This is a genomic window from Gimesia fumaroli (genome assembly GCF_007754425.1).
Lineage (GTDB): Bacteria > Planctomycetota > Planctomycetia > Planctomycetales > Planctomycetaceae > Gimesia > Gimesia fumaroli.
Genome location: NZ_CP037452.1, coordinates 7,157,239 through 7,177,490, shown reverse-complemented (window position 1 = coordinate 7,177,490; position 20,252 = coordinate 7,157,239). Strand labels below are relative to the sequence as shown.

At 48.4% G+C, this 20,252-nt stretch carries 20 protein-coding genes; 13 read left to right on the top strand and 7 right to left on the bottom strand.

Annotation, left to right across the window (positions count from 1 at the left end; all coding sequences use genetic code 11):
• Nucleotides 1-59 precede the first annotated feature (59 nt).
• The 5 genes from Enr17x_RS27170 (at nucleotide 60) to lptB (ending at nucleotide 6,027) form a co-directional block, all read left to right on the top strand.
• Entirely contained in the window at nucleotides 60-467 is a 408-nt protein-coding gene (locus tag Enr17x_RS27170; RefSeq protein WP_145313238.1) for a cytochrome C oxidase subunit IV family protein, read from the top strand.
• Nucleotides 468-615: 148 nt separating this feature from the next.
• Nucleotides 616-1,218 (top strand): cytochrome c oxidase subunit 3, encoded by a 603-nt coding sequence (locus Enr17x_RS27165; RefSeq protein ID WP_145313236.1) that lies wholly within the window; start codon nucleotides 616-618, stop codon nucleotides 1,216-1,218.
• Nucleotides 1,219-1,406: 188 nt separating this feature from the next.
• Entirely contained in the window at nucleotides 1,407-3,125 is a 1,719-nt protein-coding gene (lepB, locus tag Enr17x_RS27160; protein WP_145313234.1) for a signal peptidase I, read from the top strand.
• 146 nt (nucleotides 3,126-3,271) lie between these two features.
• A complete protein-coding gene (gene lepB / locus Enr17x_RS27155; RefSeq protein ID WP_145313233.1) occupies nucleotides 3,272-5,134 on the top strand; it encodes a signal peptidase I in 1,863 nt (620 codons plus the stop codon).
• Nucleotides 5,135-5,244: 110 nt separating this feature from the next.
• On the top strand, nucleotides 5,245-6,027 hold the full coding sequence (gene lptB, locus Enr17x_RS27150; RefSeq protein WP_145313231.1) for an LPS export ABC transporter ATP-binding protein: 783 nt from the start codon (nucleotides 5,245-5,247) through the stop codon (nucleotides 6,025-6,027).
• On the opposite strand, the gene Enr17x_RS27145 is transcribed toward lptB, so the two are convergent.
• The 4 genes from Enr17x_RS27145 to Enr17x_RS27130 all read right to left on the bottom strand — a co-directional run bounded on the left by Enr17x_RS27145 (nucleotide 6,024) and on the right by Enr17x_RS27130 (nucleotide 9,523).
• Nucleotides 6,024-7,127, bottom strand: a complete 1,104-nt coding sequence (locus Enr17x_RS27145; RefSeq protein WP_145313229.1) for a beta-ketoacyl-[acyl-carrier-protein] synthase family protein — start codon at nucleotides 7,125-7,127, stop codon at nucleotides 6,024-6,026. The genes lptB and Enr17x_RS27145 overlap by 4 nt on opposite strands.
• Nucleotides 7,128-7,316: 189 nt before the next feature.
• A complete protein-coding gene (locus tag Enr17x_RS27140; protein ID WP_145313228.1) occupies nucleotides 7,317-7,523 on the bottom strand; it encodes a hypothetical protein in 207 nt (68 codons plus the stop codon).
• Between the two features lie 67 nt (nucleotides 7,524-7,590).
• Nucleotides 7,591-8,478, bottom strand: a complete 888-nt coding sequence (locus Enr17x_RS27135; RefSeq protein WP_145313226.1) for a DUF6677 family protein — start codon at nucleotides 8,476-8,478, stop codon at nucleotides 7,591-7,593.
• A 262-nt stretch (nucleotides 8,479-8,740) separates the two neighbouring features.
• Complete coding sequence (locus tag Enr17x_RS27130; protein WP_145313224.1) at nucleotides 8,741-9,523, bottom strand: SDR family NAD(P)-dependent oxidoreductase; 783 nt, start codon at nucleotides 9,521-9,523, stop codon at nucleotides 8,741-8,743.
• A gap of 38 nt (nucleotides 9,524-9,561) precedes the next feature.
• Between Enr17x_RS27130 and Enr17x_RS27125 the strand changes: the two genes are divergently transcribed.
• Nucleotides 9,562-9,798 (top strand): hypothetical protein, encoded by a 237-nt coding sequence (locus tag Enr17x_RS27125; RefSeq protein WP_145313222.1) that lies wholly within the window; start codon nucleotides 9,562-9,564, stop codon nucleotides 9,796-9,798.
• A 120-nt stretch (nucleotides 9,799-9,918) separates the two neighbouring features.
• Here Enr17x_RS27125 and Enr17x_RS27120 read toward each other — a convergent pair whose 3' ends face one another.
• Nucleotides 9,919-10,251 (bottom strand): HesB/IscA family protein, encoded by a 333-nt coding sequence (locus tag Enr17x_RS27120; protein ID WP_145313220.1) that lies wholly within the window; start codon nucleotides 10,249-10,251, stop codon nucleotides 9,919-9,921.
• A 519-nt stretch (nucleotides 10,252-10,770) separates the two neighbouring features.
• On the opposite strand from Enr17x_RS27120, the gene Enr17x_RS27115 reads away from it, so the two are divergent.
• The 6 genes from Enr17x_RS27115 to Enr17x_RS27090 all read left to right on the top strand — a co-directional run bounded on the left by Enr17x_RS27115 (nucleotide 10,771) and on the right by Enr17x_RS27090 (nucleotide 15,329).
• Nucleotides 10,771-11,790, top strand: coding sequence for a 3'-5' exoribonuclease YhaM family protein (locus Enr17x_RS27115; protein ID WP_145313218.1), 1,020 nt, complete (start codon nucleotides 10,771-10,773; stop codon nucleotides 11,788-11,790).
• A 60-nt stretch (nucleotides 11,791-11,850) separates the two neighbouring features.
• Nucleotides 11,851-12,690, top strand: coding sequence for a diaminopimelate epimerase (gene dapF, locus Enr17x_RS27110; RefSeq protein ID WP_145313216.1), 840 nt, complete (start codon nucleotides 11,851-11,853; stop codon nucleotides 12,688-12,690).
• A gap of 93 nt (nucleotides 12,691-12,783) precedes the next feature.
• On the top strand, nucleotides 12,784-13,275 hold the full coding sequence (locus Enr17x_RS27105) for a DUF2752 domain-containing protein (RefSeq protein WP_145313214.1): 492 nt from the start codon (nucleotides 12,784-12,786) through the stop codon (nucleotides 13,273-13,275).
• Nucleotides 13,276-13,379: 104 nt separating this feature from the next.
• Nucleotides 13,380-14,072: a hypothetical protein gene (locus tag Enr17x_RS27100; protein WP_145313212.1), complete on the top strand. Its 693-nt coding sequence runs from the start codon at nucleotides 13,380-13,382 to the stop codon at nucleotides 14,070-14,072.
• 63 nt (nucleotides 14,073-14,135) lie between these two features.
• Complete coding sequence (locus Enr17x_RS27095; RefSeq protein ID WP_145313210.1) at nucleotides 14,136-14,831, top strand: hypothetical protein; 696 nt, start codon at nucleotides 14,136-14,138, stop codon at nucleotides 14,829-14,831.
• Nucleotides 14,832-14,981: 150 nt separating this feature from the next.
• The gene (locus tag Enr17x_RS27090) at nucleotides 14,982-15,329 is read left to right on the top strand and encodes an amidohydrolase (RefSeq protein ID WP_145313208.1); all 348 of its coding nucleotides are present in this window, start codon (nucleotides 14,982-14,984) and stop codon (nucleotides 15,327-15,329) included.
• Between the two features lie 38 nt (nucleotides 15,330-15,367).
• Here the strand turns inward: Enr17x_RS27090 and lepA are convergent, their stop codons facing one another.
• A complete protein-coding gene (gene lepA, locus Enr17x_RS27085) occupies nucleotides 15,368-17,176 on the bottom strand; it encodes a translation elongation factor 4 (protein WP_145313206.1) in 1,809 nt (602 codons plus the stop codon).
• 61 nt (nucleotides 17,177-17,237) lie between these two features.
• A complete protein-coding gene (locus tag Enr17x_RS27080; protein WP_145313204.1) occupies nucleotides 17,238-18,257 on the bottom strand; it encodes an ROK family protein in 1,020 nt (339 codons plus the stop codon).
• Nucleotides 18,258-18,647: 390 nt separating this feature from the next.
• On the opposite strand from Enr17x_RS27080, the gene Enr17x_RS27075 reads away from it, so the two are divergent.
• Complete coding sequence (locus tag Enr17x_RS27075; protein ID WP_145313202.1) at nucleotides 18,648-20,123, top strand: sulfatase-like hydrolase/transferase; 1,476 nt, start codon at nucleotides 18,648-18,650, stop codon at nucleotides 20,121-20,123.
• Nucleotides 20,124-20,252 lie beyond the last annotated feature (129 nt).

Genomic DNA, 20,252 nt, shown 5'->3' with positions numbered 1-20,252 from the left:
AATTTGCGAAGTCTTTGAGCTTCCAGCAGTTTTACAATAAAGAGACGAAAGAATTCATCATGTCAGATCATGCTGAAAGTGGTGTTCACACAGAAAGCCCGCAAAGCTGCCACGTACATATTGTGCCAGTGAAAGTTCTGATCGGCGTGTTTCTCGCCTTGGTTGCTTTGACTGTACTCACTGTGGAAGCCGCAAAGTATGATGTGGGAGCCATGGATGTGATTGTTTCGATGGCGATTGCCACACTCAAAGCATCACTGGTTGTCTTCATTTTCATGCACCTCTGGTATGATAAACCACTTAACCGGATTATGTTCTTTTTCTCTATTGTCTTTGCCGCTTTTTTTCTGTGCATGATTCTTTTGGATTCGCATGCGTACGACAATTATGTGCAGGGATTCCAACAGGATAAAGCGCCAGCAGCGGCACCCGCTCCTGCACCAGCAGCCGCCCCTGCTAAGAAATAATGTTGAATCTGGTGGTGGGGTCCGCGAAAATAGAACAGTCGGCTTAATTGCCTGATTCGATATTTCTCAGTAAGTGTTTTTGCGCTTAATTCGTTGGCAGGTTATGATGTCTACCTTCTGGAGCCGCACAATTCGAGATCGACTCGTGATGTTATTTACATCTCGGGATCGGTTAAGCCAGAGAGACTTCGGTCTGGCAATTTTTCTATTTACACTGTCAGTCCTGTTTGCAGGTGGTTTGATTGCCTATGTGATTGTGCGATCAAACCTGGCGAAAACGTATGAGCCAACGGCGCTCGTCATTCCTTCAGCACTCTGGCTCAGTACGGTATTGCTGGCGTTGGGAAGTTTTTCCATTCATCGGGCTTTGTCTTTTGTCCGTCAGGAAAAACAGCAGCAGTTCCGGAATTGTCTGAATCTTACATTTCTGCTGGGTGGTGCGTTTTTTGTCATTCAGACGATCGGGCTGATTCATGTGCTACGCCAGCATTCCGAAGTGCTGCTCGTTCTGGATCAAGCCAAAAATGTGTATCATTATCCCAGCAGTTATGGCGTGCTGTTTTCATTTGTGCTGCTGCATGCCCTGCATTTTGTCGTCGCTTTCGGCATTCTGGGATTCGTGATCTACAAAGCATATCTGTATCAGTACGATCATGAATATCACTGGGGCGTGCATGCCTGTTCGATCGTCTGGCATTTTCTAGGCATCGTTTGGGTCTGCATGTTATTGCTTTTCTGTTTTGTGGGATAAGTTGTTTCCCAAAACAATGTTACGCCCTGGAACACCCTCTGGATGCTGATCTGCTTTTGCCAATTCTCATCTCTCAGTCAATTCTCTATTTCCTCAGGCTACCGGGATTTATTAAAATAGCGACTTGAGCGTTTTGCTTTCTGAAAATCATTTCAGGAAAAGTCCTGTTTCTTCTTTTGTCTATTGTGATGCACCACTCTCCCCGTCAACTTGAATCCCAGGCAGAAGAGGTGGAACATCGCTCCAGCCTGTTCCGCATGGTGCTGGAATCAGTGGTTTCATTGGCCATCGCCGTGATTCTTTTCAGGACCTTCCAGGCAGAAGGTTATATGATTTCAACGGGCTCTATGGCGCCTTCTCTCTTGGGATATCACAAACAGGTGAAGTGCCCCCGTTGCGATTATTCTTTCACGTATGGCGTGGCCTATGACGATTCTGTATCGGCGAACCGATTTCAGGCTCAGCAACATTCCGATGGGGAAGCCCTGCATCAGTCGGGGCCATACGCAACCTGTCCCAATTGTAATACTCACTCTATTGATTTAACGAACGTTCCGCGGAACGAGGGAGATCAGCTACTGGTCTTCAAACATGCTTATTATTTGAAGGGACCCCAGCGATGGGACGTTGCCGTATTTCAGAATCCGATTAAGCCGACTCAGGCGTATGTGAAACGCGTTGTCGGTTTGCCCGGAGAGGCCGTGCAGGTCAAGCAGGGCGACCTGTATATTGATGGAAAGATTCAACGCAAGGACTTGCCAACACAACGCGCAGTCAGGCTGCTCGTTCATGACCACCACTATCAACCGAAAAACGATGAATTCTTTCTCCCTCGGTTTGTTCCGGTTGAAGAAGCAGATGGGGAACAAGGCAGCCATCAGCACTGGGTCCCTCAGGATGAGGGGTTCGTGTTTGATGCCAGTGAAGTCGATCCATTGAGTTCAGCGGCTCCAGAAGAGTTGTCTTGGGTTAAGTACCAGCACTGGATGCGATCGGGGGGCCATTATCTCACAACGGTGCCACTGGAAGTGTGGCCAGAAGAAATTGAACCGCCGGAGCCGGTCCTGGGACCTGTTCAATTTGATTCGAAAAAAAAACAGTTAAGCTGTCGAGGGGCGATGGCATCCGAGGACTGTCATCGGTTTCTGGATCAAACAGAAAATGATGAATTTCGTTATGCAGTTGCGCTTTTGTATGAGAAGTCACATGTGGCTCCCGTGCTCGATCATTATGCCTATAATTCAGGACTGGAAAATCAAGAAGCGATTCCCATTCACGATTTCATGTTTGAATGCGATTTGAAAGCTGGTTCCGATGAGTCCCAGTTTGCAATCGAAATGTTCGATGGCCAGCACCGATTTCGGAACATGATCGATTTCAAGTCAAAGCAGGTGGCTCTGTTTGTGGATGATCAGCAGCAGCCTGTGCGAACAGGCCGTTTGAGTAACACTGCACAACAGGAATCGATGCAGCTTGAGATGTCGATTATGGATCGTCAGGTTTTGTTTGCCATCAATGGTCAATTAATTTATCAGCCGTTATTATTCAGTGAGACGTCTGAGCCACGAGAATCAATTCGGGTTCCCGTTCGGTTTGGTGCAACTGGGGGGCAGTTTGCAGTCACCCGGCTGAAGCTCTATCGTGACATTCATTATACGCGCGGGAAAGGTCTGCACGGGGTTGAAGAACCCTATCAGCTGGATCAGCAAAGCTATTTTGTACTCGGAGATAACAGCCCGGTTTCATTGGACAGTCGGAGTTGGGCGGATGGGAAAGTTGAACGTAAATATTTACTGGGAAAGCCTTTTCTCGTGCATTTACCATCGCGGCAGGGGGAAGTGAAAATCGGCAGTCATGTCGGTCACATACGCATTCCAGATTTCTCCCGGATTCGCTATATTCATTAATATCAAATTTGGCTATTTGCAGAAGATCTTTCTTAAATTGAGGAAAGAATTTCATAAATCAATCTCGGCAGCGAATCACCAGAACGGACTGACTCACATCAGGGCTGGTTTGGGGCTGGCTCCGTCTCATTGGCAGGTTGTTTGTAATGACAAAAAAAGCAGAGAAAACAAAAAGTAAAAAAGATCTGACCAGGCAGATGGAGCCTGACAAGGTAGATAAGGAGCAGATCCCGGGACGGCACAATGAATTACGTGATACGATTGAGTCGATCATCATTGCTCTGGTCTTTGCATTTGTTTTTCGCGCTTACTCAGCCGAAGCGTTTGTGATTCCAACAGGTTCCATGGCGCCGACTCTGTATGGTCGCCATAAAGAACTGCACTGCGCCGAGTGTGGAGTCAAATACGCGGTGGGTGCCAGTGATGAGCTGGTGGAGAAATCGGAATACTATATCCCGTCTAATAAAGTGACCGGCGCGTATTGCCCGAACTGTCGTTACTACACTGATCTGCGAGATGCGATGCCATTTACAGGGGATCGCATTATTGTCAATAAATTCCCCTTTGATTTCGGTGACCCCAATCGCTGGGACGTGATTGTATTCAAGTATCCAGAAGCGTCGCAGACAAACTACATCAAGCGGCTGGTTGGCTTACCCGGCGAAGAAATTCAAATTTCGCGAGGCGACGTCTATGCCAGAAAAAATGAGAAGGACCCCTTTGTCATTCTCCGCAAGGACAATCTGGAGAAACAACTGACGGTTCAGCAACTGGTCTATGACGATGATTATCCTCCTCGCGAAATTCTGCAGTATGACTGGCCGGAACGCTGGTCTCCGATGCGCCAGGTCGCTCCGAATGAGACAAAGTTTGAGAGCTTGAAAGAGTCGGCCTGGAAGCTGGATCGTGAATCGCGGGCTTATGAATATCAGGGAAGTGCAGCGACAGCACAGAATCTGGAATGGCTGCGGTACCAGCATTTAGTGCCTCGCCAATCGGAGTGGGCTCTGCTGCAGGAGAATCCGGAATTATTCAAGCAGACGATGAGCTCTTCCCCGCCGGAACCACGTTTGATCAGCGACTACACGGCTTACAATAATTACTCGGGAGGATCTCCAAACAGTTCATTTATGTATGACGCCGCATTCTGGGTTGGTGATTTGACGCTCAATTTTGATGTCGAGTTTCTCTCCGAGGGGGGCGAATTCTTTGTCGAACTGATGCGAGGAGATCGTCATTATCGGGTCCGTTTTGATCTGAAGACGGGGGTGGCAAAACTGTATTATGTGGAAGACTTCCCCAACCCGGAACCTGTAGAGACCGAACTGGCATCGATTCAGACCGAAGTCAAAGGCAAAGGTTCATATTCCCTGATGTTTGCGAACGTGGATCAGAGACTCTGGCTCTGGGTCGATGGGACGGCACTTGATCTGGGAAACATGACGCAATACCAGCCGCCTGTTTCTCCCGCTCCCCGAGACGGGGATCTGGCTCCCGCTGGAGTGGCAGGGCGTGGGACTGATTTTGTGATTTCTCATCTGTATCTGCAGCGTGATATCTATTATCGCGCGGATGAATATTATCAGAGCCAGGAGTATTCCGGGGATCGGCGGCATTTGTGGGAGTTACTGTCAGATCCAGCTGCCTGGAGTCGTCAGTACGAAGATCATCAACAGCAGGTTCGTTTTGCGAAAATGTCGGACGAGGAATTTTTTGTACTCGGAGATAACTCTGCCCGTAGTGCTGACAGCCGCTTGTGGGGCAATGATCGCGAGGCTGAGCGAAGACATGCAGTGCCTCGATCCGCACTGGTTGGAAAAGCGTTTATGATTTACTGGCCGCATGGAATTCCCTTTATGAATGATGGCCATGGTTACTCACCCAATGTGGGACCGTTAAAGAAATTTTTCTACCACCAGACCTCGCCAGGACACTATCCCAAAGATCCCTACGCCAAACTTTCCGTTCCCTTTTATCCTAACTTTTCCAGGATGAAGCGAATTCGATAGTGGTTTACAGCAGAGGGGCGCATAAATCGATCTTAAGCAGATTCATTGTTTTTGTTAGAATGCGTCAATGAGTCTTAAAGATTACGGATTCGTCAAGGAGGACGTATACGATGGCATTGTTGGAATGTGTGGGGCTGGTTAAAGATTATCCCGGAAAACGCGCCGTGGATGGCGTCGATTTCTTTGTGGAGCGCGGCGAAATCGTTGGCTTATTAGGGCCAAATGGTGCCGGTAAAACGACCACTTTCCGGATGGCTTGCGGCATGGTTGCCCCGACGAAAGGGCGTGTCTACCTTGAAGGGACCGATGTTACCAGTTGGCCGATGTATAAACGGGCGCGGCAGGGTATGGGTTATCTGCCCCAGGATGAAAGCGTGTTTGTCAAACTTTCTATCGAGCAGAACATCTACGCCATCCTCGAATTTCTTGACCTGACTCGCAAGCAGAGGCATGAGACGGTTGACCATCTGCTTGATCAATTCGGTTTAACATCGAAGCGGAAACAAATTGCTTCAACGCTTTCAGGGGGAGAACGCCGGCGATTGGAGATTGCCCGTTGTCTGGCCAGTTCTCCCGAATTAATCCTGCTGGATGAACCATTTACTGGAATTGACCCGGTTACGATTCATGATATTCAGGATATCATTGCCGACTTGCGTGACAGTGGGATTTCCATCCTGTTAACAGACCACCGTGAACGTGAGACATTAACGATTACGGATCGCAGTTATATCATCAGTGCCGGTCAAGTGCTCGTCAGCGGGGATGCAGAGACGGTACTCAGTGATGAATCTGCTCAGGCATTATACTTTGGTAAGCGGTTTGACAAAGGTTCGATTATCGAAGGACGCGAAGCCTTTGGGACGCGTGCTTTTGATCGGGATGCTGCTTAGGATTCCTCGCGATAGCGTCCAGGCTGCCACTTGAGGGCTGCTCTTCCGATACACATGGAATCGGTCAGGCGATCCATACAGATACCAGCGGCCGGCAGGAGAATCAGGGCACCTTCTTCCACGGGAGCATAACCGTTTTCTTCAACGACTTCTTCCAGCCGCGCCAGAATTGTAGGAATCGTTGACGAAATGGAGTTACCGTAATTGGGTAGATTATTGAGGAAGTCAGCCTGAATCGGAATTTGCCGTGCTGCAGCAATCATGGCTTTTAATAATTTTCCGCTTGGCTGATGCGGGGCAATCAGGATTCGGTCTGCGGTTTCGGCAACTTCCTGATATGATTCGAGACACGCTTCAAGCATCAGGTCCACGCCATTCAGGAAAACGGACTCGCCATCCATGTGCATGACCAGTTTATGCTCGGGCTGACCACGAAAGTCAAACATATCTCCCTGTTCGGTCCAGAATAGCGGTAGATCTTCCTTACGCCGTTCTGCAGGGATATATTCGGTTGCTGTTTCCACATGCAGCAGGGAATGTCCTGGTCCACGCCAGAGCGTAGTCCCGGTGGCACCAGCTGAGACAATTCCACAGAAAGCCTTGTCGGAAGAGTCATGCCAGTGCTCGGGGGTTTCTACAGTGAGCAAGGGGATGTGTACGCCCTCTGGTTGATCTTCCAGGAGTTGTGTGGCGCGGCTCAGTAGTTCCACAAAGCCGACGCAACCATAGTTTAAGGCGATGAATTTTTCCGGTGGGATCTCGAGCTTCTCTGCGAGCTGGTCACACAACTGGCGGGCCGACTGATTATTTGTATGAGAATGACAGAGAAGAATTGCCGGGCATTCTGCCCAGTCAAAGCCTACCGTCAACTGCAGCTTCTCAGCAATGGCAGTCGCGATATCAATTGGTGAGAGATCCATCTGTAGCAGTCGACGTGTCTCGATCCCCGTTGAACGGCTGATCGCTTTGACGCTCGAAAAGCCCGCAGTGAAGCCCTGGTGAGAAAGTGCATAAACGCTTTCATTGTCCAATAGCTCAAACAGGTCAGTATGATCCGCCAGATCAACTAATTCCGTCAGTGCAAATCCATTATTCTGCATAAATTAATCCCAACCTAACTATTGCAGAAAGGGAATCCATAACCCCGCAATCGTCTGAGTATGTGCAACATTTACCTAAAGTGCAATTGAATAGAAATAAATGAAAATAAAATTTTAGTAAGTCAAATAAAAGCGGCACAGTCAGATAGTTTCTCAAATCAATGGCCGCCTTGTGATGTGTTAAACTGTTCACAGGTTCCAGGAGAGTATCGCCAGCAAGGTCATGAGCCCGCCCATGATAATGATCGCCGTGAAGAAAAAACGGATTGAACGCTGTATAATCACCTGTGGGATTTCATAGCGCGTGGCGTTATAAACCAGACTGATCACCGCCAAGAGCGGAATCAGGTAAACGACCGCATTCACCTGGTTCGCTAATAGAAGTGGAATCGACATGATTAAAGGCCTTCAATTGATCAAAGGGGGAGACGGAGATTGTGTGCTTCAAAGGGTTTCGGTTCACTTAAGTTTTAGGGTCTGCCACCGGTTTTTTCTGAGGGGCAGCTTCTTCTTCATCCCCTTTTCCATAAGCGGGACCTTCGAATGCATCCCAGATCACGAGCAGGTTTAACAGTCCCGCGATCCAGGTGAAAACAACGGCGAACTCATACCGTTTTCCAAGTTTTTTATTGATATCATCAAGCTCTCGATTGCTTAAAGGCATTTCAAACCAGTTAAGAAAGGGCCTGGGAATGGAACCTTCAATATGGCCGGTGTCTGTTTGCCGTCCATTCACTTCTCGCACGACAGCACATTCCAGAACCCGCTCTTTGTCTCCGCCCAGTGGTAAGCCGATGCCGACGGGGTCAGAGAGATTCAGAGCGGAAATGGGTTTGTTGTCCAGAGTTCCCTCAAACGTCCCGCTGATAGCGGTTCCAAAATCACTGGGAACTGTTTTTAATTTGATATATCCTTCCAACTTGCCGCTGATATTTTTGCCATCCTCGCCTCGATCCAGAAGAGTTCCTTTGAAGGGGGCTTCCAAAGGCATTTCCGTGCGATAAGGATGCGATTCAAAGTAGTTGGAATCAACGTCATTTCGATTCTGGTTCGAAGGGGAGACCAGCTTGTTGTAGCGTGATGTCTGAACCAGTGCTGGAAGCGCCGGTAAGCCTACACCGACTTGTGCAAAATAACCCAGGGTACGTTTTCCTGGTTGTGACTGGTAATACACGGTTTTCCAGTCACCGAGTGCCATGCCACAAAAAAACGTGCTCAGAATGCAGAAGCAGTAAATCGTGGCTTTAAAGTTTCGTCCCTGATAGAAGTGACCGGCACCAGGAATCAGAAACGCTAAAATCGCGGCGATTACCGGATTTTTCAACTCAATTTTATTCTGACTGTCAGTCATTTCAGGATCCTCAGGGGCTTCCTCTGTAAAGAATGAGTCAATGTATTTCGATTCTCAGTGATAAATCTTAGTCGGAAAGTTACCAGATCAGAAGAGCACTCTCTTTTAACACATTACTGGCACCCAGTTTTACAGGGGACAATAGTGTATCTGATGGAGGACATAAGGGATAGATCAACCTGAAGTCTTTACTATATAAAGAGTTGAGTTGTTTGAGCTAGCTCAGGATCAGGTTGGATGTTCGCCCCGCGTTCTTCCAGAATTATTGTGCGCCTTCTGCTCGATTCGACCACCAGGGAAGTCCGATCCCTCCATCAATCGTTGTGGTACCACCGGTCATGTAGTCCGCATCGGAGCTGGAGAGAAATGTGACAAGCTTGCCGACTTCATTGGGAGTTCCCAGTCGTTTCCAGGGAATATTTTCCGCTCCGGCCTGAAGTTGTTCGTCTGTAAAGAATTTGCGTTCTCCCGGAGTATCAATCCAGCCGGGGTGAACTGTGTTGACACGAATCTTATGTTGCGCAAATTCGATGGCCGCCGTTCGCGCCATGTGGTCGATGGCTGCTTTCGCCATGTTGTAGGCTGCAGAGGTAGGAATCGCAATGACAGCGTGTGGAGAACTGATGATAACGATCGAGCCACCCTTACCCTGTTTGGTCATTTGACTGGCCGCTGCACGCACACCAAAAAAAGCACCCCACATGGTAACATCAATGGTTCGTTTGAAGCCTTCCATGTCGGCTTCCAGAATCAGTTCACGGTCGCTATAGGCAGAATTGGAAACAAATAGATCAAGGCTTCCGAATTCTTCTGCCACTTTCGCGACAGCAGCTTCGACAGATTCCTGGTCGGAAACATCGGCCTGAATTGTGATTGCTTTCACGCCAAAGGAGCGTGCTTCTTCTGCTGCGGCTTCGGCTTCTTCGGGATGAGATCGATAGTTAATGGCAACGTTTGCCCCTGCTCTCGCCATTTCGATTGCACATCCCCGACCAATTCCCCGGGAGGCACCTGTTACGAGCGCATTTCGCCCTTCCAGCTTCATTGTCTTTGTTCCTTAAATTGTATCGTTAATAGTGTACTATGCGATCTGTATTGATTCTGAACCACTGCAGGCTTTGTGTCGGTTATAGCGATCTGGTTCTCGTTGTGATAGTCGCAGAGCTGATGGGAGACGTCAGAGGTGTCTGCGAGAAACGCTTTTCCTGGCGCTGGCTAATTATGGGCGTCTCCAGTGCTGATTGCAGTTGTGGCACTTTGATCAGTGGTTCGGTATTAATCCAGAACCCGGACTTCGGAAACTGGTTGAAACAGGGGTAAACTGTAAACAACTGCCGTCCGAAAACAAAGAAAACCGAGGAGCATTCTCAGCTCCTCGGCAAAATCTTTCAAAGTTTCGATTGTTTCCGGATCGATCTGATTCAGACGATCATTACCGAATCAGGCAGAGAAACTGCTACCGCATCCGCAGGACTTGACTGCATTGGGGTTCTCAAACGTAAACCCGCGTTTTTCAAGGCTTTCGTAGAAATCGACAGTCGTCCCATCGAGGTAGAGACCGCTTTTTTTATCGACGACGACTTTGACACCATGTTGCTCAGAGATCGTATCATTTTCTTCATCGTATTCATCGACGAATTTGAAATCGTACTGGAATCCACTACAACCACCAGAAACGATTCCGATTCTTAACAGAGAACCCTCACCCATATTCTGGTCCTCCATGAATCGTTTGAGCTCTTTGGAAGCATTTTCAGTAATTGTGACAGCCATGGAAAAAAATCTCCGCTTTAAAATTGTAATTAAGTGTCTTAACCTGAGTCAGGTTGATATTGGCGAAAATGAGCCCCAAATCAAAGGGTGATTTTGGGGAACCACGAGCTTCTTTATTGCTTGCTCGCTTCTAGTATTATAGCAGGAGCTTTGTTTTTTCCGAGATGGTTTTTACCGAGTTCTCTCTAATCTGACTGTTTTTTATAAGTTGTTTAAATATAGTCTCTTATGGAGATGATTCAGGTTTTAGAACGACAAAATCAGGTTGGAATTCAGTCTGGGAATCAAAATTTTCTTTTCAAACTGACAGTATTAAAAAAACGAGCCTAAAATGGATTCAATTGTCTTGAATTAAGACCGTCTATAGTACTGCTCGGATCGGAAGGATGGCAGGATGGTTTGTGGTCTGCCATGGCAGGTTCAATTCGAATGATTCTGAAGACCCTACAATAAACCTGGATAAAGGTTAGAATGAGATGGCGTTTTCGTTTTCTGTTTTGAACTACCGAGGCGGGGCCGATGAATTTATCTCAACAATTGCTGTTATTAAGCGAAATGGAACCAGGGCAGTTTGCAGACAGTTTTGTGCTGCTGATTTCCAAAGAGAAATCCACCACTCGAGATGGCAAACCGTATTATCGTGTTCAGTTCCGCGACCATAGCGTGACTGCAGCCGCCATGATCTGGAGTGATACTCCCTGGTTTGAAGATTGTGAGTCTAACTGGGTTGAAGGAGAGTTCTATAAAGTCCGGGCGCGATACGATGAAAATAAATATGGGCCTCAGCTGGACATTGATCGCATTCGTGCAGTCGTCGACGATGATGTCGCCGATGGTTTTGACCCTGGTCTGTATTTTAAACGCTCTCGCTTTTCGAGCGAGGAGATGTTTCAGGAACTGACTGAAATTGCCGGAGAACAAATCGAAGAAGTCCCCTTGCGCAATCTGGTGCTGGATATTCTGGAAGAAAATAAAGATCAGATCAAAACGATCGCCGCCGCCAGCAAGAATCATCACGCATTTACAGGCGGTTTTCTGGAGCATGTGTTGTCTGTGACCAGGACCGCCAGTTATCTGGCAGATAAATATGCGGACTATTATCAGAAGATGGAACCTGCTTTGAATAAATCACTGGTGATTGCAGGGGCCATCTTACATGACATCGGAAAGCTGACCGAGTTGGAGTACAAACCGCATGCTTCCAGTTATACGCCGGCAGGTCGACTAATCGGCCATATTCTGCTGGGACGAGACCTGGTACGGGAACATGCCCGAAAGTTTGATGATCTCGAACCGGAAACGTTATTGCGGCTGGAACATATGATCGTTTCGCATCAGAATTTACCAGAGTGGGGTTCTCCGATTGCGCCACATACGCCGGAAGCATTGCTGGTTCATTATGCGGATGATATTGATGCCAAGTTTCATATGGTGGCGACAACACTGGAAAATATTCTGCCAAGTAACGAAGATGAATTTTCCAGTCGGGATAATGCTTTGCGTAGAAGTATCTTTCTGGGATTGAAATCGACCGAATGAATGATTTCGGGTTCCATGTATCACAACTTATTAATCAATTGACGATCTAGAAACACAACGATGAAATTTACCAAGATGCACGGCGCGGGCAATGATTATGTCTACGTCAACTGTTTTCAAGAGACACTACCTCAAGATATTGCCAGTCTGGCGATTCAGGTCAGTGACCGCCATAAAGGCATCGGCTCGGACGGCCTGATTTTGATTTGCCCATCGGAAACAGCCGATGCGCAGATGCGCATGTTTAACGCCGACGGCAGCGAGTCGGAAATGTGTGGCAATGGAATTCGCTGTGTGGCCAAATATGTTTACGACCACGGGATCGCGCAGCAGGATCATCTGAAGATCGAAACAGGAGCCGGCATTTTGAATCTGGATCTCGAACTCACCGGCCAGAAAGTCAGTCAGGTACGTGTGAATATGGGAAAACCGATTTTAGCCAGCGCAGAGATTCCTACCTTACTTCCCGGCAATCCTCCTGTGAATGCAGAGCTCAATCTGGGGGAACAAAAGCTGGAAGTCACCTGCGTCTCAATGGGCAATCCGCACTGCATCACGTTTGTCGAAGAGGTCAATGATCATTGGGTACATGTGATTGGGCCTCAGGTCGAAGTGCATTCAGTGTTTCCAAATCGGGTGAACGCCGAATTCATTGAAGTCGTCTCTCCTGCTGAGCTCAAGATGCGAGTCTGGGAGCGGGGTTCGGGAGAAACACAAGCCTGCGGAACTGGTGCTTGTGCCTCTGCCGTTGCTGGCGTGTTGACAGGTCGTTCTGAACGAAATGTGCTTATCCACCTGCCAGGTGGCGACTTACGTCTGGAATGGGCTGGCTCGGATGAAGTTTTTATGACGGGACCCGCCGTGGAAGTATATGAGGGCATCTGGACGGGACCGCATTGATCGAGGAGAATCACAGCTGACGGGACATTTTTTTGAAATGGTCTTGCAGTAAAATAATAGAACTGATAAACAACGGCTTCTCTCATTCTCAAAATGAATTTCAATTCCAAACCGACAACCAATTCAACAGGCGATAACCTGTTTTCAGCGCTGTTTCCTTCCAGCCCGGGGCAACCCATTGGCTGGAAAATGCAATTGCTGTTAATCGGTTGGAGTCTGTTTCTGATTGCCGGGTTTAGTGTTGCGATTCAAACAAAACCGGATCCACGTGGATTTGGTACCCATCAACGATTTGGTTTTGCACCCTGCGTTATACGAAATCAACTATCCATTCCCTGTCCCAGTTGTGGAATGACAACTTCCTTTTCACATTTTGTTCGAGGTCAGATCCGTCAGTCTGCCCAGGCCAATACCTCTGGTTTGGTTTTGGCAATAGTCTGTCTTGTGATGATTCCCTGGTCCTGGATCAGCGTGTATCACAAACGACTCTGGCTGGTCTCCAATCCTGAAGTCTGTTTACTCTGGCTTATGTGTGGTCTGGTTTTGATCACGGTGACAGAGTGGGCACTGCGGTTGACCTTTTAAAATCAGAGACACTCCGGTTCATCCGGAAAAAATACCTGTCCCGTCTTAAAATCACTTCCTCCCATAATCTATTATTTCGGTTCATGCCAAGGATGGCAGACAATATGCGAAATGCGATCCAGATCCATCATGCCCGTTTTTTCAACCAGCAATTTTTTGCTGTGGTGTTGTTAATGCTGGTCTGTTTGAGCGCCAGTGGCTGCTCGTTGTACGTCATGGCTGGCAAGATGTTTTTTGGTGATCCGCTTATCACGTGCGAATTTACCAGCCGTACCAAGGTTGACCTGGCGGATGAAAAGAAGAAAGTTCTGGTGATTTGTTCAACGCCGGAATCAATTCGTTCGGATTATCCCTCGTTAAATTATGATTTGCTCGAACAGATTACTTATCGTTTGAAGCGTCAGGATATTGAGGTCATGGACACCGGAGAAGTAGCCACTTGGTTGGATGACAACGGCGGCGTCTGGAACGACGTTGATGAGCTGGCAGAAAATTTTGATACTGACTACATCATTCACGTCGATATCGATGATTTCGATTATCGTGAACCCAACAGCCCCAACCTGCTGCGAGGAAAAGCATTCGGGAATGTTTCGGCCTATGAAGTTATGGAAGCAGACGGGATGAAGCGGGCATTGGAAGTCTTTTCCAGTGAATATACGTCAGAGTACCCGAGCCATCTTCCGGTTTCCGTCGAGCAGGAATCCCCCAAAGTCTTCAGAAAAAAATATTTGGATCGCATAGCCGATCAGATTGGTCGCTTCTTTTACAATTATCATGCGGGAGAAGAGATTTAGTTCTTCCGCTTAACATTCAGAGATAGCACCAAAATTTCATTCGGAGTTGTGAAGGATCACACGATGACAATTTTTTCGTTCGGACAATGTGTTCATAAACGTTTCTTCAACGCAGTCACAAAACTGGCGCTGGTGCTGGTGATGTGCACAACAATGTCAGGCTGCAATTATTTTATCCTGCTGGGTTATCTGATTGGTGGTCCCCCTTCCATTGAGCCAGACTTCGATGCACAAACTCAGAAGTCAATGACGGATAAAGATGTCACGGTAGCGATCGTCTGCTATGCCCCTTTAGAATTACAGTATAACTTCGACGGCATCCACAATGATCTGGCTAAATACACCACGTTCCGCCTGCACAGTCATGGCGTGAAAGTAGTCAACCCTGATCGAATCCGCGCCTGGCTGGATGAGAATCCCGATTGGGACAAGCCAGAAGAAATTGGTGAAGCGTTTGACGTATCGTACGTGATTCATGTCGAATTGCATGAATATAGCCTGTATGAGGAAAACAGTTCCGACCTCTACCGCGGCCGCGCGGAAGGCATGGTGACGGTTTATGAAATGGATGAAAACGGCGAAGGCGAAAAACTTTACAGCAAGGAAATCACCTCGTTCTATCCACTGCGTGCACCCCGTGCGACATCGGAAGTCACGTTCTCCAAATTCAAGAAAGAGTATCTTTCGCGCTTGAGTGATGAAATTGGCCGCCTGTTTTACGAATATTATCGTGGCGACGATTTCACACACTCGATTTAATGTGTGACGTTATCAGACAAGTCATGCAGTCGTTTTGTTCTGAACTCTTGCAAGTCTCCTTGCCAATAGTTACTTTTCAAATGTGGAAGCAACGAATTGTGTTGTAAAACGCCGAGAGAGAACTGTTGAATTTCAGAGTGTCAGGTAGAGATGACTTACAGCAAACAGGAAGCCGTTGATCACAGCCAGATTATTTTATCGCATGCGTGGATGGTGCGTACTTTCATCAAACACAGTGATGAAGTCGAGGATTTTCCGGAGCTGATGCATATCGCGCGTGCCGTGTTTGATACATCGCGGGCGTTGGAAACTCGCGTCGAAGACCCCGAGGCGTATCTCAAAATGCTGCGAAAGAAAATCAGTAAGCTACGCAAGGCCACAGATCAGTTTGCCCTGGATGCACCGGAAGCTTCTCTGCATATGAATTTTCAGCAAGCCGTCATTTCCATGAAGGCCTGCACAAAAGCGCTGGAAGAGTTGCTGGAGCAGGTTGAGTAAACGCCGGGGATTGTAGACACGCCTGGTTGGCTTTTGTCTTACTCATCTTTAGTCGCATCCAGAACAGCCAGGAATGCTTTCTGAGGGATTTCAACCTGGCCGAATTGCTTGAGTCGTTTTTTACCCTCTTTCTGTTTTTCCCACAGCTTGCGTTTACGGGTGATATCGCCGCCGTAACATTTGGCCGTCACATTTTTGCGCAATGCCTTGATGGTTTCACGGGCAATGATCTTGCCGCCAATCGCCGCCTGAATCGGGATTTCAAACTGATGTTTTGAGATTTCTTCTTTCAGACGTTTCACCAGCGCCCGTCCTCGACGTTCGGACTGGGACCGATGGACGATGGTCGATAGGGCGTCGACTTTTTCGCCTTTGACAAGGATGTCCATTTTTACCAAGTCGGCGGCGCGGAAACCGATGATTTCATAGTCCATCGTGCCATAGCCACGAGTCGCACTTTTCAGACGATCGTACATGTCGTAGACGATTTCTGCTAATGGCAATTCATAAATCAGTTGCGCTCGATTTGTCCCCAGGTATTCAGTATTTTTGTAGATGCCTCGTCGATCCGCACACAGTTGCATGATGGTGCCGATATTTTCCGCTGGCAGAATGAACGTGACGAGAGCAATCGGCTCCCGGAATTCCTCAATGCGGCTGGCATCAGGAACGTCCTGCGGATTGTCGATATGCACAACATCTCCGTTACGCTCCAGGATTTCGTAGGTCACGTTGGGAGCGGTCTGCAGCAGGTCGATATTGAATTCCTGCTCCAGACGCTGCTGAATGATTTCCATATGCAGCATGCCTAGAAAACCACAACGGAAACCAAAGCCGAGGGCATCACTGGTTTCAGGGACAAAGCTGAAGCTGGCATCGTTCAGACTCAGCTTTTGTAATTCATCCCGTAGTTTTTCGAAGTCAGTTGCTTCAATTGGATACATGCCGCAGAACACCATCTGTTGTGGAGTCTGATAACCGGGCAGGGGCGCGGGAGGCAGGTTTTTAGGATTGGCAATGGTATCCCCTACGTGAACCTGATCCAGCTCTTTCGCACCGCTGACCAGGTAACCTACCTGGCCTGGCCCCAGAGTTTTGACGGGTTTCATATGAGGAGTGAACTGACCAATTTCAATGATATCCAGCTTGGCGCCGCCACGCATCAGGATGACCGTTTGCCCCTTTTCAATGGTTCCCTGGATCACACGCACATATGTAACGACGCCACGGTAGTGGTCGTATTTGCTGTCAAAGACCAGCGCCTGCAATGGGGCGTCGGCTTTTCCTTCCGGTGGAGGAATCCGTTCCACAATCGCATCCAGAGTTTCTTCGATGCCGATGCCGCTTTTGGCGCTCACCATCAACGCGTCTTCCGGATCCAGACCAATCACCGTTTCCACTTCTTCCAGAACTTCATCAATGCGGGTGACCGGCAGGTCAATTTTATTGACGACCGGAATAATCGTGAGATCGGCATTGATGCTGGCGTACGCATTTGCGACGGTCTGTGCCTGCACACCCTGAAATGCGTCAACCAGCAGCAGGGCTCCTTCACAGGCTGCCAGACTGCGAGAAACTTCATAGTGAAAGTCAACGTGTCCAGGAGTGTCAATCAGGTTCAACTCATAGGTTTCGCCTTTATACTCGTGATAAATAACCACCGTCCGTGCTTTGACCGTAATCCCGCGGTCCTGCTCGATTTGCAGGTCGTCCAGAATCTGGTTTTTAAATTCCCGCTCCGTGATGGCGCCGGTTTTAAGCAGCAATTGATCGGCGAGCGTACTTTTACCATGGTCGATGTGCGCGACGATCGAAAAGTTTCGAATCAAACGGGTCTCTGTTGCCATTGAATGGATCTCATTTACTTATGTAAGAAAACCAGGGTAAAAAGCTGGCCTGGCCGGATAATTATTTTTTCTCGGCTTTGAGGCACGCCAGTCGAGCACAGCCGGCGACGCCGATGTAACCGGCATCCGAGCCGAGTTCGGCAAAGTCGATGATGGTGTTTTCATAAGGGACTTGAAACGCTCGCGCTTTTGCTTCCTGGCGAATTCGATTCATAAACCGCTGCCCCAGCTCAGAGTCTTTACCTCCAAACGTCACAGCCCCTCCAAACAAAATTATGTCTGGATCAATGGTATGCATCAGAGTGGTGGTGCCGACTCCCAGACACATGGCTGATTCCATGATCAATTCGTTTGATAACTCGTCCCCTCGTTCCGCTGCCTGGGCGATTAAGAGAGGACTCAGGTTATTCCCTTCCTGCATCATTTCATTTAATAACGAGGCGCGTCCTGCGTCCAGTAGTTCCTGACAGTGACGGACCAGTGATTTGCCGCCCGAATACGCTTCGAGTGTGCCATACTGCCCCGAATCACACAGTCGGCCATTTGTCATTTGAATGACAATATGACCACATTCACCCCCATGTGAATGGCGGCCTTCGATGATCATCTCATCTATAATGATACCACATCCAATACCTGTGCCCAGGGTCCAGAGTACCAGGCTATGCGCTTCGCGTGCTCCTCCGACCCAATATTCTCCATATGCGGCTGCATTCGCATCATTCTGGTAGATCGTCTTTTTTCCTGAATAATGATCACAGATCACCTGACGGATAGGAAATCCCTTCCAGGTAGGAAGATTGGGAGGATCCACCAGTTTCCCGCCGGGGATATCCATGGTACCAGGTGTGGCAATTCCGATGGCTTTGATGTCTTCCATCGTAAACTGACAGTCTGATAAGACATCGGCGATTGCCTGATAAATATTTTTTAAGCCTGCATCAACGCCTTGGGTGACTTCTGTCTTTGTCTTGGTAAAAGCCAGTGTCTGCCCCGCGTCATTGACGATGCCAACTTTGACATTCGTACCACCAATATCAACGCCGACAAAATAGGGCCCGGAATCTTTTGTCGGTTTCATATTGCGAGTTGTTCCTCGTATTTTTTTCAGGGAGTCTAAGACCAGATGTTGTCTGACCGAAATCACTCGAGGCAATTCCTCGAATGTACCTGCAAACTCAGCGTGATCAAGATTGGGTTTGTGTTGATCGACGTCAGTTCACAGGAAAGCCAGGGGCACAGGTCGAAGTATAGCTGAGCAGACGGGAGCGATGCAATCAAGAACTGGGCAAAACAACCTGTGGTTCAGGGCATTGGGAACAGGTGACGGCCATTGTCGACTGAGAGAACTTTCCGGAATTTCTGAACGGGGACGGTGAGAATCCTTGGCGCCTTGGGGCATTTGGGACAGGATAAAATGAAAGAGGCTTTTTGTTTCTCTCAGCCGCATCGTTCCAATTCGAGGCATGAAATGATTATTGACTACCGATTTGTTGCTGTTCTACTGGCATTTTGTTGCATCGGCTTCACATCTTCTTCATTAAGTGCCGCACAGAAGCAGTCGCCTCGTCCAAACATTATTCTCTGCATGACCGATGACCAGGGCTGGGGAGAAACCAGCTTCAATGGTCATCCGATCCTGAAAACACCACACTTGGATGATATGGCCGCCAGTGGGCTACGTTTTGATCGCTTTTATGCGGCTGCCCCTGTCTGTTCACCGACGCGAGGGAGCTTTCTGACAGGGCGACATCCCAATCGATTTGCCTGTTTTAGTTGGGGCCATACATTAAGGCCCCAGGAAGTGACCGTCGCAGAAGCTGTCAAATCAGCTGGGTATACGACGGGGCACTTCGGGAAATGGCATTTGGGATCGGTTCAGGCAAACAGCCCGGTTTCTCCCGGCAATAGCGGCTTTGATGAATGGGTCTCAAGCCCGAACTTTTATGAGAACGATCCCTGGATGAGCCACAATGGCGTGGTAGAACAGTTGAAAGGTGAGAGTTCACGGGTGACCGTGGACGCCGCTTTGGACTTTATCAAACAGGCAGACAAGAACGAAAAACCGTTCCTGGCTGTGATCTGGTTTGGAAATCCGCATACCCCTCATGAGGCGGTTCCAGAACTGAAAGCCCTCTATTCGAAACAGGTTGCTAATTTTCAAAATTACTTTGGAGAAATCACTGGTGTTGATCGTGCTATGGGGCATTTGCGACAGCAGTTGAGAGATCTGGGGATCGCTGAAAATACTTTACTCTGGTTTACCAGCGATAATGGTCCTCGTCCTCCGAAGTTCAAAACCGAAGCAGCACGCTCTCAGGCAACCGGTGGTCTCGCGGGCTGGAAAGGCAATCTCTGGGAAGGGGGGATTCGTGTGCCCTCAATCGTTGAGTGGCCGGCTGTCATAAAAAAGCCGGAAACAACCAATGTGCCTTGCGGAACGATTGATATTTACCCCACCGTCTTGCAGATCACCGGCGCCAAAGTTTCGCATCAGCCTCACCTGGATGGCGTCAGCCTGTTGCCGCTAATGGAAGGGCAGAAAATGACACGTTCCCAGCCAATGGGCTTCTGGACCTATCCGAAAAAAGGGCATCCGAAACGCAGCACGGATATCTTACTCGATCTCAAAAGTCGGCAGACACCCGCGCAGCCCAACCCCAAAGGGCCAGTTCCCGATGCGGACGCAGCCAGTCTGGCTACGCATTACCCAAAAGAAGATCTACCGGGAGCAGCTGCCTGGGTTGACGGTGATTATAAGTTATTGAAATCGGTATCAAAAAAAGGAGCCCCGAAATATGCCCTGTATTACCTGTCACAAGATAAGGCGGAGCAGCAGGACCTCTCCAAAGAAGATCCTGCGCGACTCAAGAAAATGAAAGCGGGTTTAAAAGCCTGGCAGGAATCGGTAGTCGACAGTCTGAATGGGAAAGACTACGCCGACTGATTGATTACTGTTGCTGGCCACAAAGTCATTTGAAATCGAAAACACGAAAATTCAGACTCGAACGGATTGTTTGATTGCATTTCATACGTTGAGTTTGCAATAATCGAATTTATAAACATTCATTAGGAA

Coding starts and splice junctions, on each gene's coding strand:
- Enr17x_RS27165 (WP_145313236.1), top strand. CDS start 616: ATGTTATTTACATCTCGGGATCGGTTAAGCCAGAGAGACTTCGGTCTG.
- Enr17x_RS27120 (WP_145313220.1), bottom strand. CDS start 10,251: ATGGCTGTCACAATTACTGAAAATGCTTCCAAAGAGCTCAAACGATTC.
- Enr17x_RS27090 (WP_145313208.1), top strand. CDS start 14,982: ATGACTTACAGCAAACAGGAAGCCGTTGATCACAGCCAGATTATTTTA.
- Enr17x_RS27100 (WP_145313212.1), top strand. CDS start 13,380: ATGCGAAATGCGATCCAGATCCATCATGCCCGTTTTTTCAACCAGCAA.
- Enr17x_RS27170 (WP_145313238.1), top strand. CDS start 60: ATGTCAGATCATGCTGAAAGTGGTGTTCACACAGAAAGCCCGCAAAGC.
- Enr17x_RS27140 (WP_145313228.1), bottom strand. CDS start 7,523: ATGTCGATTCCACTTCTATTAGCGAACCAGGTGAATGCGGTCGTTTAC.
- lepB (WP_145313233.1), top strand. CDS start 3,272: ATGACAAAAAAAGCAGAGAAAACAAAAAGTAAAAAAGATCTGACCAGG.
- lepA (WP_145313206.1), bottom strand. CDS start 17,176: ATGGCAACAGAGACCCGTTTGATTCGAAACTTTTCGATCGTCGCGCAC.
- Enr17x_RS27115 (WP_145313218.1), top strand. CDS start 10,771: ATGAATTTATCTCAACAATTGCTGTTATTAAGCGAAATGGAACCAGGG.
- lepB (WP_145313234.1), top strand. CDS start 1,407: ATGCACCACTCTCCCCGTCAACTTGAATCCCAGGCAGAAGAGGTGGAA.
- Enr17x_RS27130 (WP_145313224.1), bottom strand. CDS start 9,523: ATGAAGCTGGAAGGGCGAAATGCGCTCGTAACAGGTGCCTCCCGGGGA.
- Enr17x_RS27125 (WP_145313222.1), top strand. CDS start 9,562: ATGCGATCTGTATTGATTCTGAACCACTGCAGGCTTTGTGTCGGTTAT.
- Enr17x_RS27135 (WP_145313226.1), bottom strand. CDS start 8,478: ATGACTGACAGTCAGAATAAAATTGAGTTGAAAAATCCGGTAATCGCC.
- Enr17x_RS27080 (WP_145313204.1), bottom strand. CDS start 18,257: ATGAAACCGACAAAAGATTCCGGGCCCTATTTTGTCGGCGTTGATATT.
- dapF (WP_145313216.1), top strand. CDS start 11,851: ATGAAATTTACCAAGATGCACGGCGCGGGCAATGATTATGTCTACGTC.
- lptB (WP_145313231.1), top strand. CDS start 5,245: ATGGCATTGTTGGAATGTGTGGGGCTGGTTAAAGATTATCCCGGAAAA.
- Enr17x_RS27095 (WP_145313210.1), top strand. CDS start 14,136: ATGACAATTTTTTCGTTCGGACAATGTGTTCATAAACGTTTCTTCAAC.
- Enr17x_RS27145 (WP_145313229.1), bottom strand. CDS start 7,127: ATGCAGAATAATGGATTTGCACTGACGGAATTAGTTGATCTGGCGGAT.
- Enr17x_RS27105 (WP_145313214.1), top strand. CDS start 12,784: ATGAATTTCAATTCCAAACCGACAACCAATTCAACAGGCGATAACCTG.
- Enr17x_RS27075 (WP_145313202.1), top strand. CDS start 18,648: ATGATTATTGACTACCGATTTGTTGCTGTTCTACTGGCATTTTGTTGC.